The sequence below is a fragment of the Pseudomonas mendocina genome (assembly GCF_900636545.1).
In the GTDB taxonomy this organism is placed as follows: domain Bacteria; phylum Pseudomonadota; class Gammaproteobacteria; order Pseudomonadales; family Pseudomonadaceae; genus Aquipseudomonas; species Aquipseudomonas mendocina.
This window is the reverse complement of record NZ_LR134290.1, coordinates 897332-911702: the sequence shown is the minus strand read 5'-3', so window position 1 is coordinate 911702 and position 14371 is coordinate 897332. Positions and strand designations below refer to the sequence as shown.

The following is a 14371-nucleotide window of genomic DNA, read 5'->3' as shown; positions in this document are numbered from 1 at the left end:
TAATCGGCGTTTTGCCGGAGCCGCCCATGTCCGCCCTGCTCGATGCCTGGCGCCACACCCCGACCCAACGCAAGGTCTGGGCGCTGGCTGCACCGATGATTCTCTCCAACCTCTCGGTGCCCATGGTGGCGCTGGTCGATACCGCCGTGGTCGGTCACCTGCCGCATGCTCACCAGCTTGCTGCGGTCGCGGTCGGAGGCAGCCTCTATACCCTGCTGACCTGGGCGATGGGGTTTCTGCGCATGGGCAGCACCGGTTTCGCCGCACAGGCCGCCGGCCGCGGGGATGGCGGAGCATTGCGTCAGGTACTGGTGCAGGGGCTCGGCCTGGGCGTATTCCTGGCCTTGCTCCTCGGTTTGCTGGCGTTACCCTTCAGCAGCGCGGCGCTGAGCCTGATGCAGCCATCGGCAGAACTGGACCAATTGGCGCGCCAATACTTCCAGATTCGCCTGTTCGGCCTGCCCGCCAGCCTGGCGACCTATGCACTGATCGGCTGGCTGCTGGGCACGCAAAGCGCTCGTGGCCCTCTGGCCATTCTGCTCACTGCCAATCTGATCAACGTGTCGCTGGACCTGCTGTTCGTGCTCGGTCTGGAATGGGGCGTGGCCGGCGCGGCCTGGGCTTCGGTGATTGCCGAATGGAGCGGCGCCCTGGTCGGCGTGTGGCTGGCCCGTGGCGCGCTGCAGCACTATCCCGGCCACCTCGATCACAGCGCGCTGAAACGCTGGAGCAACTGGCGCCCGTTGCTGGCAGTCAACCGCGACATCTTCATCCGCACCCTGGCGCTGCAGCTGGTGTTCTTCCTGATCACCGTGCAAGGCACGCGCCTGGGTGATGCCACGGTGGCGGCCAATGCCCTGCTGCTCAATGGTCTGACGTTGACAGCCTATGCCCTGGACGGTCTGGCGCATGCCGTCGAAGCCCTGTGCGGCCATGCGCTGGGAGCGCGTGACCGCGATGCGCTGCGCCGCTCGTTATTGGTGGCCGGCACCTGGTCGCTGCTGGCCAGTGCAGGCTTCGCGCTGTTCTTCCTGCTCGGCGGGCACTGGTTCGTCAGCCTGCTCACGAACATTGCCGAAGTCCGCGAACTGGCCCTGAACTTCCTGCCCTACCTGGCGCTGCTGCCTCTGCTGGCAGTGTGGAGCTACCTGCTCGATGGCCTGTTCATCGGCGCAACACGTGCCCGGGAAATGCGCGACGCCATGCTCATCGCCCTGGTGGTGACGCTGCCGCTGGGCTGGTGGCTGCAAAGCCTGGGCAACCACGGGCTGTGGTTGGCATTTCTGGCATTCATGGGGCTGCGCAGCCTGGTATTGGCTGGCTATGCTTGGCAATTGAGCCGTCGCGACCTGTGGTTCCCTTCCCCACCTTAAGGAGAGATCGCCCCATGCTCAGCGTGCCAATCCCGCCGAATGAAGCCGAGCGCCAGCAAGCCCTGGATCGCCTGGAGCTGCTCGACACACCTGCCGACCCCTATCTCGATACCCTGACCCGACTGGCCCATGACCTGTTCCAGGTGAAACTGGCGCTGGTCACGCTGGTCGACCGTGACCGTCAATGGTTCAAGAGTCGCCAGGGGCTGGACGTAGCAGAGACGGCGCGCAGCCTGTCGTACTGCTCACACGTGGTTCTGCATGACGAGCCGCTGATCGTCGAAGACAGCCAGATAGACCAGCGTTTCGCCGGCACCGAGCTGGCACTCAACACCCCTGATGTACGCTTCTATGCCGGCTGGCCGCTACGCGACGTCAACGGCATGCCGCTGGGTACCCTGTGCGTGGCAGACCCGAAGCCGCGCCAGTTCGGCCACCAGGATCGCTTCAAGCTACGCGATCTGGCCTACCTCACTGAAAACTACCTGCACCTGCAGCATTGCTCGCAGCAGGCCAGTGACCTGCGTGATGCCCTCAGCCGTGAACAGCGCAAGGGCATGCTCGATGCGCTGACCCAACTCTGGAACCGCGCCGGGCTGCTGCATTTTCTGCCCCTGGAGCAAGCCGCAGCCGAGCGCCATCAACTGCGCCTGGGCCTGATCTACTGCGACCTGGATCACTTCAAGCAGGTCAACGACACCCACGGCCACGACGGTGGCGACCACGTGCTGTGGGAAAGCGCACGACGCATGAGCGCAGCGGTACGCCCTCAGGATGTGGTCACACGCAACGGCGGCGAGGAGTTCGTCATCCTCTGCCAGGTGCACGATGAGCAGGAGCTGCTGCAGATTGCCGAGCGCATCCGCCTGACCATCGCCAGCCAGCCGATGCAGCTGGAAAATGCCGAACTGCAGCAGACCACCAGCCTCGGCTGTACGCTGCTGGGCCCCGGCGAGAACGCCGTGGACGGGCTCAAACGAGCCGACCAGGCGTTGTACCGAGCCAAGCGTGGCGGTCGCAACCGCAGTGAACTCGCCCCCAGTGCTCACTGAAGGAAAATCACATGACTGCCGCATTCGTCGCTTACCTGCACTACCTGTCGATCTTCGCCCTGTTCGCCCTGCTGAGCATCGAACACGTGCTGTTCAAGGCGCCGCTGGATCTGTCCCGGGCACGCAGCCTGATGACCACCGACCTGGCCTACGGCCTCTGCGCCGGCCTGGTACTGCTCACCGGTATCGCCCGCGTGCTGTGGTTCGGCAAGGGCGCGGCCTACTACATGGGCAACAGCCTGTTCCACGCCAAGCTCGGACTGTTCGTGCTGGTGGGCCTGCTGTCGATCCTGCCCACCGTGGTGTTCATCAAATGGCGTAGCACGGTGAAAGCCGGCCGGGTGCCCGAGCCAAGCGCTCGGCAGGTACGCCTGGTGACCTGGAGCATTCGTATCGAGCTGCTGCTGTTGCTGGTAATCCCGCTGCTGGCCACGCTGATGGCGCGCGGCTACGGGGTGATCGCAGCAACTCCGTGATCAGAGGCGCATGCCGATGGCCAGACGATTGAGCCCGCTCATCAGGGCCACGGCGATGGTCAGATCGGAAATTTCCCTGGGCGAGAAATGCGCCTCCAGCGGCAGATAATCTGTATCGGCAGCGTGGCTGCTGGCGATGTCGCTCAGCGACTCGGCCCAGGCCAACGCCGCCTGCTCGCGGGCATCGAAATGCCGGCTCACTCGCCAACCAGCCAGGCTGTCCAATTTAAGCTGCGGCACGCCCTCCTCACGCAGTGACTGGCTGTGTTTCTCCAGGCAGAACGCGCAACCGTTGATCTGCGACACACGCAGATAGAGCAGCTCCAGCAGCGTCTTGCCCAAAGGGCCGCGCTCCAGCGCCACCTTGGTGGCAAGCAGACCCTGCATCGCCTCGGCGGATAATTCGTAATAGGGCTGACGTAGCGCACTCATGACAACTCTTCCTGTGCAGCGAGATGGGGATTGAAAGCCAGTTGCTCGCGGGCCTGCGCCAGCATCGACTCAGCATGTTCCTGACCGCGTACCAGGCCTTGCAGATGAATGAACTCCAGGTCATGGATACCGATGGTGCTCAGCACATGGCGCAGATAGGGCGTAAGAAAATCCGGCTGGCGTGCCTGCTCACCGCGATAGACACCGCCGGCGCTAACCACCACGAAGGTCGGACGATCCTCCAGCAGGCCCACCTTGCCCGTCTCGGTGGCGGCAAAACTACGGCCGATGCGCAGCACGTGATCGATCCACGACTTGAGCGTCGCCGGTACCGTGAAGTTGTGCATGGGCGTGGAGATTACCAGGCAATCGCTGTTCTCCAGCTCGCCAATCAGCTGCTCGGACAGGCTCAGCGCAGGGTCCTCGTTCGGCGCCCGCGCCACCAATGCCGTGGCATAGCCTGCGTCTGGCGCCGGCAGTGGCGCACGGGCCAGGTCGCGTTCGAGCAACTGTGCCCCGGGATGGCGCCGGCGCAGACGCTCGACCAGTTCCAGGGCCAGGACGCTGCCTCGACTCTGACGGCCATAAGGGCTGCAGTGCAGTAACAGGATTCGTTGCATTTCAAAGTGCCTCGCGAAAGTGCATGCCCAGACCCAGCAAGCCCTGACGGTAGTAGAAACGTTGCCCGCGCGCATTGCCCAGCGCGGTATCCAGCACCAGATTGACGCAGCCCAGGCGCCGGGCCTGGGCACGGACCTCGTGCAGCAGCCGCTCGCCGATGCCCTGGCTGCGCACATCCTCGCGCGTCACCAGATCGTCGACATAGAAGAAACGTCCATGCAGCAGGTTCTCCTGCAAGCGACAACCGGCCAGCCCCACCACCTCGCCAGCGGAACGTGCGGCCAATAGGCGATAGCCCTGCTCGGCCTGGCGCTGCAAACGCTGGACGAAGTCATCGGTATCGCTCAGTTGCGGGCGCAACACGCGCATCAGCTCGTAGCAGGTGCGCCATTGCTCCGGGGTATCGAACCATTCGTAGCGGCAGTCAGGGGTCATGGCGGTTCTCCAGCGAAGACAGCCACCACTTTAGGCAGAACATGGCATAGTCAATAGAGCCAAGAACTTACCAACTGAGTAGGACATAGGAATGCTCGTCCACCTCGCCCCCACGCGCGACCAGGCCGCGCCGATCTATCTGCAGCTTTATCAACGCTTGCGCGAAGCCATCGCCGATGGTCGCGTGCAACCTGGCGAACGCGTACCGTCGGTACGCGCCTTGGCGAGCGAGCTGAATCTGGCGCGCGGCACGGTGGAGGCGGCCTATCAGTTGCTCATCGGTGAAGGCTATCTGCTGCCCCGAGGCCCGGCTGGCACAGTGGTTTCACCGCAGCTGCCACAAACCCCGGCAGGCACCGGTGTGTCGACCAAGCCTCGAACCAGGCCTGCAGCAAGCGAGCGTTCGCCCCGCGAAGCACTGCCCTTCCAGCTCGGTTTACCCGCGCTGGACGCCTTCCCCCGAAAGCTGTGGAGCCGCCTAGGCGTCCGTCATTTGCGCCAGCTGGCATCAACTGACTTGGACTACCCAGACGCGCAGGGTCTGGCCACTCTGCGCCGCAGCCTGGTGCGCTATCTGGGCGTGTCGCGCGGTATTGCCTGCGAGCCACGCCAGGTGTTCATCACCGCCAGCTATCGCAGCAGCCTGCTGTTGATTCGCCAGGCACTACTCAAAACAGGCGATTCCTGCTGGTTCGAAGACCCGGGTTATTTCAAGGCGCGCGAGGCGCTCGAAGGTGCCGATCTACAACTGATTCCAGTGCCGGTGGATGACCAGGGCCTATGCGTGGACGAAGGACGCAGGCTTGCCGTCGATGCCCGCTGCGCACTGGTCACGCCCTCGCACCAGAGCCCGCTCGGCGTCTCCCTGAGCCTGCCGAGGCGCCTGGCGCTGCTGGAGTGGGCACAGGCCAGCCAGGCCTGGATCGTCGAGGACGATTACGACAGCGAATACCGCTACGTCGGCCGTCCGCTACCGGCACTGAAAAGCCTCGATCACCACGGTCGCGTGCTGTATTGCGGCACCTTCAGCAAGGTGCTGTTCCCCGGCCTGCGTCTCGCCTACCTGGTGGTGCCACCGGAGCAGGTGGAGCGCTTCGCGGCCTGCGCGCGCACCTTCGACCACGGCTGCCCGGCATTGCCCCAGGCGATCACCGCGGACTTTCTCGATCAGGGTCACTTCGCCCGTCACCTCAAGCGCATGCGTGCACTCTATGCCGAGCGTCGCGGTTTTCTGGCAACGGCACTGGCGCAGGTATTCGGTTCAGCTTTACGGGTGGAGTTGCAGGCAGGCGGCATTCATCTGCTGGCGCGCCTCGATGCCTCGCAGGATGACGTCGCCCTCGCCGCCCGAGCGCAAGGCGCAGGGTTGGCCGTGATGGCCTTGTCGCAATGGGCTCGGACGTATCCCTGCGGCAGCGGGTTGCTACTGGGCTTTACCAATATCGCCAGCGCCGAGCAGGCATTGCACCTGGCCCGGCGGCTGGCGACGGCGCTCGATCAGGACGCCAGGTAGGACGAGCGGGTCAGCCCCAGACGCAGGGCATCGAGGAACTGGGTGCGCTCACGGGCGCTGATCTTGGCGCTGGCCACCTTGTCGCGGTAGTGGGTCATCAGCTCTTCGGGCGACAGGTGCACGTAACGCAGCATGTCCTCGATGGTGTCATGGGTCTCGATGCCGGCGTGCACCACGCTGCCATCGGCGGCCTGGTAGATGTTCACCGAGTCGGTGTCACCGAACAGGTTGTGCATGTCGCCGAGAATCTCCTGGTACGCACCGACCAGGAAGATGCCCAGCACGTAATCCTCGCCCTCACGCAGTTCATGCACCGGCAGGCTGGTCTCGATGGACTGCTCGTCGACGTACTGACGGATCTTGCCGTCGGAGTCGCAGGTCAGGTCCTGCAATACGGCGCGGCGCAACGGCTCCTCGTCCAGGCGCGACAGCGGCAGGATCGGCAGGATCTGGCCGATGGCCCAGGTGTCCGGCAGGCTCTGGAACACCGAGAAGTTGCAGATGTACTTGTCGGCGAGCTTGTCGTTGAGTTCGTCGAGCACCGCGCGGTGCGAACGCTGACGCGCCTTGAGCTGGTTGTGCAGGCGACGGCAGATGGCGAAGTAGCACTGCTCAGCCAGCGCCTTCTGCGCCAGGCTCAGCTTGCCGGCCGAATACTGCGCGGCCACCTCCTCGATGTAGTGGGTAGCGCGCCAGTAGGTTTCGGCGACCATTTCCGGGTCGCTGTCATCGAGCAGCTCGATCAGCCACTGCAACACTTCTGGCTGCTCGAGACCCGGCTCGATCTCCGGCACCTTGTCGTTGTGTCGCTCGACGTCGGTGACCTGCACCAGCAGCACGGCGTGGTGCGCGGTCATCGCCCGGCCGCTCTCGGAAAAGATGTGCGGATGGGGGATTTCCTGGCGGTCGCAGAACTCCTTGAGCATGTCGACCACGGCATCGGCGTAGTCGCGCATGTCGTAGTTGATCGAGCTGGCGTTGCGCGAGTGGGTGCCGTCGTAGTCCACGCCGAGACCGCCGCCGACGTCGATGTGGTCGACCGGCAGCCCCATGGCGCGCAACTCGCCGTAATAGCGGATGGCCTCGCGGAAGCCCTTGCGGTAGTCGGCGATGTTGGCGATCTGCGAGCCCATATGGAAATGCAAGAGCCGAATGCCCTGATCCAGCCCGGCCGCGCGGAAGCGCTCGACCACCGAGAGAATCTGCGCGGCAGACAGGCCGAACTTGGACTTCTCACCGCCGGTGTCGGCCCACTTGGAAGATGCCAGTGAGGACAGGCGCACGCGCAGGCCGATCTGCGGCGCCACCTTGAGTTCGGCGGCCTCCTCGATCACCAGAGCGACCTCCGACTCCTTCTCGATGACGATGAACACGTTGTGGCCGAGCTTCTGCCCCATCAGCGCCAGGCGGATGAACTCACGGTCCTTGTAGCCGTTGCAGACGATGGTGCCGCCCTTCGGCGCCAGCGCCAGCACCGCCAGCAGCTCGGGCTTGGAGCCGGCCTCGAGGCCGATGGAGACGTTCTGCGTGGCGATGATGTTCTCGATCACCGCTTCCTGCTGGTTGACCTTGATCGGGTACAGCGCGGTGTAGCGGCTCTGGTATTCCAGGCGCTCGATACTGGCGTCGAAGGCGCCGGTCAGGCGGCGCACGCGATCCTGCAGGATGTCAGGGAAACGCACCAGCAAAGGCAGCGACAGGCCACTCTGACGCAGCTCGTCGACCTGCTGATAGAGGTCGATGGGCTGGCTGTCCGGCCCGTTGGGCCGCACTTCGATACGTCCGGCATCGTTGATCGAGAAGTAACCGGCGCCCCAATGGCGAATGCCATAGACACTACGGCTATCGGCTACGGTCCATTGGCTGCCGTCGTCTTTGCGGGTGCGTCGTGCGGACATCGGGTTCTCCCATGAGAAAAGCCTGACCTTGCTGGCGGCCAGTTTAGAAATGATGAAAGCAAGATGACGTTTGCTCGGCGGTTGACCGTAGTAACGTCATCGAAGTTTAGAAAAGGGGGCGTCAGCCGCCGGACTTCTTCGCGGTAAACCCGCGTTTGCTCAGCTCGGCAAGCAGCAGATCGACGTGGTCACCCTGAATCTCGATCACGCCGTCCTTGAGCGCGCCACCGGTGCCGCAGCGCTTCTTCAGCGCACTGGCCAGCTCCTTGAGCGGTTCTTCGGCCAGCGGCACGCCGCTGACGGTGGTGACGGTCTTGCCGCCTCGCCCCTTGGTTTCACGACGTACGCGGGCGATGCCATCGCCCTCGGGAATACGCGTTTGTTTGCAGATGCAGGCATCCACCGGCTGGTTGCAGTCCGGGCAATGGCGACCGCCATCGGTGGAGTAGACGAGACCGCTCAAGGCGGAGAATGAAGAGGCTTTCTTGACCACCGGCTTGTCCTCGTAGGGGTCAGGATAGCGACTGGCTGAACAGGTTCAGCCGCGAAGCCCCACTCAGGCAGGGGCAGCGCAAGCGGACAGACGTCCGCCGAAAAGGCCGCGCAGTGTAACGGCAAAGGCCGGGATTGCTAAGACCAGATTTGCGTCATTGTTCGGTACTTTGGCGACGCTGTTCACCATCGTGCACGGAGCGCTCGGAATCCGCGACGCGGGGTGCGCCGTGCGCGCCGCCTTTACATCTGAGACGGAGCATCGGTGCGCACAGCGCACCCTACGCGCAGGAGCTAACAAAACCACCCTCTCCCGCCCTTCGGGCACCCTCTCCCATCAATGGGAGAGGGTCATCAGCTAGCCGCAAGCGGCCCTTTTATGTAGCGTTCCAGCGCCGCCAACGAGTCCGGGCAGTAAGGTAGGCGGTGGGTTTCCTCCAGCGCCTGCTCGATGCTGATGAAGCGCGCCTCCAACACCTCTTCCGGCTGCAGCACCAGCGGCGCATCGGACACCGCCGAGTAAGCCATGCACCACAAGCGGCTTTCCGGGGCATCGTAGAGAAAGTGCGCATGCTCGACCAACTCGGCATCGACGATACCCAACTCCTCGGCCAGTTCGCGCTCGGCAGAAAGCCGGTAGTCCTCGCCCTCCAGCACCATACCGCCAGCTGCGACATCCCAGTAGCCGGGATACAGCGCCTTGCTCAACGTGCGCCGATGCACGCACAGCAGACCGGCCGAGTTGAACAACAGGATGTAGGTACCACGGCCAATCAGCCGGCGCTCGCGCAGTTCGGCGCGGGAAACGCCGCCCAGTGGCCGGTCGTTCTCGTCGACCCAGGCGACCCGCTCCTGATCCGAAGCGGCGCGATGCGCCGCCTCGGTCGCCGAGATCGCTTCCATCAACCCTGGCTCAGCAGCTGGCGCAGGTCGATCAGGCCAGCGTTGGCGCGGGAGATGTAGTTGGCCATCACCAGGGAGTGGTTGGCGAGAATGCCGTAGCCGCTGCCATTGAGGATCATCGGGCTCCACAGGGTCGCTTGCGCTGCCTCCAGCTCACGGATGATCTGGCGCACGCTGACGGTGGCGTTCTTCTTCGCCAGCACGTCGGCAAAATCGACCTCGATCGCGCGCAGCAGGTGAGCCAGCGCCCACGCCTGACCACGGGCCTCGTAGAACACGTTGTCGATCTGCAGCCAGGGTGTCTCGTATACGCCATCTCGCCCGACCAGGCCGGACTCTTCGGCGTCGTTGCCCACCTGCAGATTCTCGTTCAGGCGCACCTGACCGACGCTGGCCGACAGACGCTGCGACAGTGAGCCGAGACGGGTGCCGGCATCGCCCAGCCAGTTGTTGAGGTTGTCGGCACGGGCATAGAACTGCGCATTCTTCTGGCTCAGGTCGGCCAGGTAGCGGTCCAGCGACTTGATGCCTTCGCGATACTCGGACTCGGACGCCGGCAGCGCCCAGCTCTTGTTGTCGAAGTGAAAGCGCGGCTCGGCGCGGGCCAGGTCCGGGTTCTCCGTGGACTGCGACTGCGAGCGAGCGAAATCCTTGCGCAGTGCGCGGGAGAAATCACGCACCTGCACCAGCACGCCGTATTCCCAGCTCGGCATGTTGTCCAGCCACAGGCCGGGCGGAGCCAGATCGTTGGACAGGTAGCCGCCCGGCTTGTCGAGCAGTGTGGTGGCGACCTGCTTGAGGGTTTCCACCGTGGTGTAGCCGGTGACCATCTGCCGCTGTGCCTGCTGCGCCGCACTCTGCGCGTGCTGCTGTACCTGGAAGGCAGACGGCTCCTGGCTCCAGTACCAGCCAACCACCAGGGCGATCAGCAGATAGACACCGATCAGGCCGCCCAGCGCTCGGGCGATCAGGCTGCCGCCGCTGCGGCTCCCCCCTGAGGCCTTGTCGGCGCCGTCTGGCGAGTTCGTCGCACGATTCTTCCAATCCAGCATGGCAGTGTCCTTTTTCAAGCGAATTCGAGTGTTCGACCACAACCCGGCCAACGGGTTGCGACCTGCTGCGCACTATAAGACAAGCCCACAGCAAAACGCAGGGAACAGAGGCAAACTTACCGTTGGTACGGGAAAACTATATTTCTGTCGCTTATTCGACAGAAATACCGGCGTCAATTGATCGACGGCAATGTCAGCGCCGCCATCAAGTGATAGCATCAAGCCACCACTGACTTAACCACATAATAGAAGTCGGCCCATGACCGAGCACCCGGACCCCAGTCGCGATCGCCTCAAGCATCACTTCGCCCAGCGCGTGATTCACCAGGCGCGCCAGGTGCTGGAAGTCTGGCAGCGCCTGCAACGCAGCGAATGGAACGATGCCGGCATGGCCGAACTGACCGAGGCCAACCTGCGCCTGCTGCGCTATGCCGAGCGCTTCGAACAGATCGAGCACGCGCAACTGGCGCAAAACATCGGTGCCAGTCTGGATGAGGTGGTGGAAAACCGTGGCCGCCTCAACAGTAGCCTGATCGCTCGGCTCAATCAGGCCATGCAACGCCTCTCACGTACCGGCCTGCGCCACAGCGATGCCTTCGAGCAGACCTTCCTGCCACCGCTGCGCAAGCCGGTGTACATCGCCCTGCAGGATGCCCAGCGCGCCGAACGCCTGGCCCAGCAACTGGAGTTCTTCGGCCTGGCCGCGCAGGCACTGAGCGATAAGCGCGCCTTCCGCGCCGCCATCACCGAGCGCCACCCCGCCGCCATCGTCATGGATGTCGACTTCGCCGGCGCCGGGCTGGAGTTGGCAGGCTCGGTGCAGGAAGGCCTGGAGCAGAAGATTCCTCTGCTGTTCTTCAGCCACTGCGACACCGACACCCCGACACGCCTGGCCGCGGTACGCGCCGGCGGGCAGGAGTTCTTCACCGGCTCGCTGGATGCCTCGAGCCTGCTCGAACGTATCGAAGTACTGACTCACGTCTCCCAATACGATCCGTACAAGGTGCTGATCGTCGACGACTCCAAGGCCCAGGCCACGCACACCGAGCGCGTACTGAACAGCGCCGGCATCCTCACCCACACGCTCACCGAACCGATCCTGGCGATGGATGCACTGGCCGAGTTCCAGCCCGACCTGATCATCCTTGACATGTACATGCCCGAGTGCAACGGCACCGAGCTGGCCAAGGTGATTCGCCACAACGACCGCTACGTCAGCGTGCCGATCATCTACCTGTCGGCCGAGGACGACCTCGACAAGCAGCTCGACGCCATGAGTGAGGGCGGCGATGACTTCCTCACCAAACCGATCAAGCCACGCCACCTGATCGCCACCGTACGCAATCGCGCGGCGCGTGCCCGCAACCTCAAGGCACGCATGGTGCGTGACAGCCTCACCGGCCTGTACAACCACACCCACACCCTGCAACTGCTCGACGATGCCTGCTACCGCGCACGCCGCGAACAGCAGCCGCTGGCCTTCGCCATGCTCGACATCGACCACTTCAAGAAGGTCAACGACACCTATGGCCACCCCATGGGCGACCGGGTGATCAAAAGCCTGGCGCTGTTCCTCAAGCAACGCCTGCGCAAGACCGACCACATCGGCCGTTATGGCGGCGAAGAATTCGCCGTGGTGTTGCCCGATACCGACGAGCAATCGGCGCTCAAAGTGCTGGAGGAAATTCGCCAGCGCTTCGCCGAAATCCACTACCCGGCGCAACCGCAGGACCTGTCCTGCACCTTCAGTTGTGGCATCGCCATGCTGCAACCTGGCCTGGACGGCAACGCACTGTCCAAACGCGCCGACGAAGCGCTGTACAAGGCCAAGCACGGCGGGCGCAACCGGGTGGAGCTCTACAGCGGGGATTGAGGTGGCTGCGCCCGACCGCGGAAACGTGATACAGCGCACGCCGTCATGAGCCTGTAACCAAAACGCAATAACCTCGCGAGTATCGTTCAGTTGTCGATCGAGCTCGCCATGCGCCTCAAGCTGCTCACCAATCTCAATACCTTGCTGCTGGTTACCGTCTGCGTCGCCCTGGCAGCGATACTCTGGTGGTCGCAGCGCTCCTTGCAGCAGCCGGTACAGTTGATGGAGCGCTACCTGACGCTGTCCCAGCAGTTCCAGCGCGACGTGGCCGACAACATCCAGGCCTATCTCGCCAGTGGTAACGCCGTGCAACACAGCGCCGCTACCCAGGCCATCGACGCCTTCGACCAATCCTTCGAACGGCTCCCGCAACAACTGGCCAATGAGCTACGCCCAAGCCTGGAACAACTGCGTGACTACAGTGCCAACCAGTTGCTGGCGGCCGGCAAGCTCGCAGGCGACCCGCAAGGGCTGCTATTGCAGGCCGAACGCGAAATGCTCGCCACGCTGGAACAACTGAGCCAGTACGTCGACAGCGCCAACAGCCCAGGCGCCGCCAGTTATCGCAAACCGCTGCAGGAGGCAGGCTCACGCCTGCTGAAATTGGCGCACGCTCGTGAACGTTTCACCAGTCAGGGCCGCAGCGAACTGCTCGGTGACGTCGAGCGTGAACTCAAAGCCCTGGGCCAGCAGGTGGAAGCGCTCGACAGCCTGCCGCTGCTCGGCGTGCAGCAGGCCGACAGCTCCGCCAGCATCGGCTTCGCCGCACTGCTCGGGCTGGAAGACGCAGCGCAGGAGCAGCAGGCGCAGGATCGTGGCATCGACCTGAAGCGCGAACTGAGCACGCTGGTGCGCCGCTACCCCGGTGAACTGCAGCGCACCCGGGAGCTGGTCGAACAGCGCCAGCAACTGGCCGTGACCACGACAGAGCGTGTGCACAAGGTGCAGCAGGCACTGGCTGCGCTGGAACCGCTGGTAAAGGGCGAGTACGCACGCATACAAGGCGAAGTGCGTCTGATCCAGGGCTTGATGATCGGCCTGATCCTGCTGATCGCCCTGGTCATCGACCGCATCCAGCGACGCCTGTCGCAGGTGCTTGGCAACCTGGTTCCGGCCCTGTCGCAATGGGCCAGCGGCGACTTCGCCACGCCGGTCTCGATCAACTCGCACACCCGCGAACTGCGCGATATCGAGGACTCCCTCAATCATCTGCGCCGCTATCTGGTGGAGCTGGTCGCCAGCATCCGCGGGCATGCCGAGCAGGTCGCGGATTCCAGCCGCACCCTGGCCGACCTCAGCGGTGGCCTGCACGGCGGTGCCGAACGCCAGACGGGGGATACTGCGCTGATCCGCGACGCACTGAGCGAGTTGGAGGCGACCATCGGCCAGGTCGCCGAGGACGCCAGCCAGACCGCCGAGGCCAGCCGTGACGCCGACCGAGCCCTGATTCATGGCCAGCAGGTCATCGGCCAGAGCCTGGAAGGCCTGCACGCGCTGGTGAGCGAAGTGCAGGGCAATGCCCAGGCCATCGAACGCCTGGCCAACGAAACTGCGACCATTGGCAGCGTGCTGACGGTGATTCGTGGCATCGCCGAACAAACCAACCTGCTCGCCCTCAACGCTGCCATCGAGGCCGCACGCGCGGGTGAGGCGGGCCGTGGATTCGCTGTGGTCGCCGATGAAGTGCGCTCGTTATCACAACGTACCGGCGGCGCCACGGCAGAAATCCAGGAGGTGATCGGTCGCCTGCAACAGGCGGCGCACCAGTCCGTGCAGGCCATGCGTGCCCAGGTCGAACATGCCGAAGCCACTGCCGGCAAGGCCGAGGCGGCCGACGGTGCGCTGGACGAGATCGTCAGCGCCATTCGTACCATCGCCAGCATGGCCCAGCGCATCGCCGAAGCCACTGCCCAGCAGAGCGTTGCAGTCGGCGAAATTCGCGAACACGGGGAACGCATCCACCAGTTGGGTGACGAAAACCTCGGCCTGATCGCCAGCGGACGCAACGAAAGCGAGCGACTGCTGCAGCTTGGCGGCCAACTGCACAGCGCCGTGCAGGCGTTTCGCGTGTAGGTGCTGAACGAAACGGGCCTGCGACACGGCAGCGCAGGGCAATTCTCGCCAGGAACTCCCGCAGACCGCCCATCTCCAAGGTTCCGCTCATCCCCGGCATTCGACGCTCCGGCGTGGCGACAGCGATGCGGCTGAGCGCTTTCCGGTATCATGCCGCCACCTTTCGCCGAGATGTTCA

Annotated in this window: 13 protein-coding genes; 6 read left to right on the top strand and 7 right to left on the bottom strand. The window is 64.1% G+C overall.

What is annotated here, in order from left to right; all coding sequences use genetic code 11:
• Window positions 1-26 precede the first annotated feature (26 nt).
• From EL191_RS04150 to EL191_RS04140, 3 genes are read left to right on the top strand one after another with little or no spacing between them, the layout of a single operon-like run.
• Complete coding sequence (locus EL191_RS04150; protein ID WP_017360699.1) at window positions 27-1373, top strand: MATE family efflux transporter; 1347 nt, start codon at window positions 27-29, stop codon at window positions 1371-1373.
• A gap of 14 nt (window positions 1374-1387) precedes the next feature.
• Window positions 1388-2425 (top strand): GGDEF domain-containing protein, encoded by a 1038-nt coding sequence (locus EL191_RS04145; protein ID WP_017360698.1) that lies wholly within the window; start codon window positions 1388-1390, stop codon window positions 2423-2425.
• An 11-nt stretch (window positions 2426-2436) separates the two neighbouring features.
• Window positions 2437-2901, top strand: coding sequence for a DUF2214 family protein (locus EL191_RS04140; protein ID WP_013713957.1), 465 nt, complete (start codon window positions 2437-2439; stop codon window positions 2899-2901).
• On the opposite strand, the gene EL191_RS04135 is transcribed toward EL191_RS04140, so the two are convergent.
• From EL191_RS04135 to EL191_RS04125, 3 genes are read right to left on the bottom strand one after another with little or no spacing between them, the layout of a single operon-like run.
• Window positions 2902-3333 (bottom strand): carboxymuconolactone decarboxylase family protein, encoded by a 432-nt coding sequence (locus tag EL191_RS04135; protein ID WP_041976698.1) that lies wholly within the window; start codon window positions 3331-3333, stop codon window positions 2902-2904.
• Window positions 3330-3953 (bottom strand): FMN-dependent NADH-azoreductase, encoded by a 624-nt coding sequence (locus EL191_RS04130; RefSeq protein WP_041976695.1) that lies wholly within the window; start codon window positions 3951-3953, stop codon window positions 3330-3332. The genes EL191_RS04135 and EL191_RS04130 overlap by 4 nt, the downstream gene beginning before the upstream one ends.
• Before the next feature lies 1 nt (window position 3954).
• Window positions 3955-4389, bottom strand: coding sequence for a GNAT family N-acetyltransferase (locus EL191_RS04125; protein WP_013713954.1), 435 nt, complete (start codon window positions 4387-4389; stop codon window positions 3955-3957).
• Window positions 4390-4480: 91 nt separating this feature from the next.
• Between EL191_RS04125 and pdxR the strand changes: the two genes are divergently transcribed.
• Entirely contained in the window at window positions 4481-5902 is a 1422-nt protein-coding gene (pdxR, locus tag EL191_RS04120; protein ID WP_041976691.1) for a MocR-like pyridoxine biosynthesis transcription factor PdxR, read from the top strand.
• On the opposite strand, the gene speA is transcribed toward pdxR, so the two are convergent.
• The 4 genes from speA to EL191_RS04100 all read right to left on the bottom strand — a co-directional run bounded on the left by speA (window position 5887) and on the right by EL191_RS04100 (window position 10247).
• Window positions 5887-7800 carry an arginine decarboxylase gene (speA, locus tag EL191_RS04115; protein WP_013713952.1) on the bottom strand — a complete coding sequence of 638 codons (1914 nt, stop codon included), beginning with the start codon at window positions 7798-7800 and terminating at the stop codon, window positions 5887-5889. The genes pdxR and speA overlap by 16 nt on opposite strands.
• 121 nt (window positions 7801-7921) lie before the next feature.
• Complete coding sequence (locus EL191_RS04110) at window positions 7922-8293, bottom strand: translation initiation factor Sui1 (RefSeq protein WP_024306846.1); 372 nt, start codon at window positions 8291-8293, stop codon at window positions 7922-7924.
• 353 nt (window positions 8294-8646) lie between these two features.
• Window positions 8647-9195, bottom strand: coding sequence for an NUDIX hydrolase (locus EL191_RS04105; RefSeq protein ID WP_013713950.1), 549 nt, complete (start codon window positions 9193-9195; stop codon window positions 8647-8649).
• Window positions 9195-10247 carry a DUF2333 family protein gene (locus tag EL191_RS04100; protein WP_013713949.1) on the bottom strand — a complete coding sequence of 351 codons (1053 nt, stop codon included), beginning with the start codon at window positions 10245-10247 and terminating at the stop codon, window positions 9195-9197. The genes EL191_RS04105 and EL191_RS04100 overlap by 1 nt, the downstream gene beginning before the upstream one ends.
• Before the next feature lie 259 nt (window positions 10248-10506).
• On the opposite strand from EL191_RS04100, the gene EL191_RS04095 reads away from it, so the two are divergent.
• Complete coding sequence (locus tag EL191_RS04095) at window positions 10507-12120, top strand: response regulator (protein WP_013713948.1); 1614 nt, start codon at window positions 10507-10509, stop codon at window positions 12118-12120.
• Between the two features lie 108 nt (window positions 12121-12228).
• Window positions 12229-14193, top strand: coding sequence for a methyl-accepting chemotaxis protein (locus tag EL191_RS04090; RefSeq protein ID WP_041976684.1), 1965 nt, complete (start codon window positions 12229-12231; stop codon window positions 14191-14193).
• The last annotated feature ends 178 nt before the right edge of the window (window positions 14194-14371 follow it).

Coding starts and splice junctions, on each gene's coding strand:
- EL191_RS04150 (WP_017360699.1), top strand. CDS start 27: ATGTCCGCCCTGCTCGATGCCTGGCGCCACACCCCGACCCAACGCAAG.
- EL191_RS04145 (WP_017360698.1), top strand. CDS start 1,388: ATGCTCAGCGTGCCAATCCCGCCGAATGAAGCCGAGCGCCAGCAAGCC.
- EL191_RS04140 (WP_013713957.1), top strand. CDS start 2,437: ATGACTGCCGCATTCGTCGCTTACCTGCACTACCTGTCGATCTTCGCC.
- EL191_RS04135 (WP_041976698.1), bottom strand. CDS start 3,333: ATGAGTGCGCTACGTCAGCCCTATTACGAATTATCCGCCGAGGCGATG.
- EL191_RS04130 (WP_041976695.1), bottom strand. CDS start 3,953: ATGCAACGAATCCTGTTACTGCACTGCAGCCCTTATGGCCGTCAGAGT.
- EL191_RS04125 (WP_013713954.1), bottom strand. CDS start 4,389: ATGACCCCTGACTGCCGCTACGAATGGTTCGATACCCCGGAGCAATGG.
- pdxR (WP_041976691.1), top strand. CDS start 4,481: ATGCTCGTCCACCTCGCCCCCACGCGCGACCAGGCCGCGCCGATCTAT.
- speA (WP_013713952.1), bottom strand. CDS start 7,800: ATGTCCGCACGACGCACCCGCAAAGACGACGGCAGCCAATGGACCGTA.
- EL191_RS04105 (WP_013713950.1), bottom strand. CDS start 9,195: ATGGAAGCGATCTCGGCGACCGAGGCGGCGCATCGCGCCGCTTCGGAT.
- EL191_RS04100 (WP_013713949.1), bottom strand. CDS start 10,247: ATGCTGGATTGGAAGAATCGTGCGACGAACTCGCCAGACGGCGCCGAC.
- EL191_RS04095 (WP_013713948.1), top strand. CDS start 10,507: ATGACCGAGCACCCGGACCCCAGTCGCGATCGCCTCAAGCATCACTTC.
- EL191_RS04090 (WP_041976684.1), top strand. CDS start 12,229: ATGCGCCTCAAGCTGCTCACCAATCTCAATACCTTGCTGCTGGTTACC.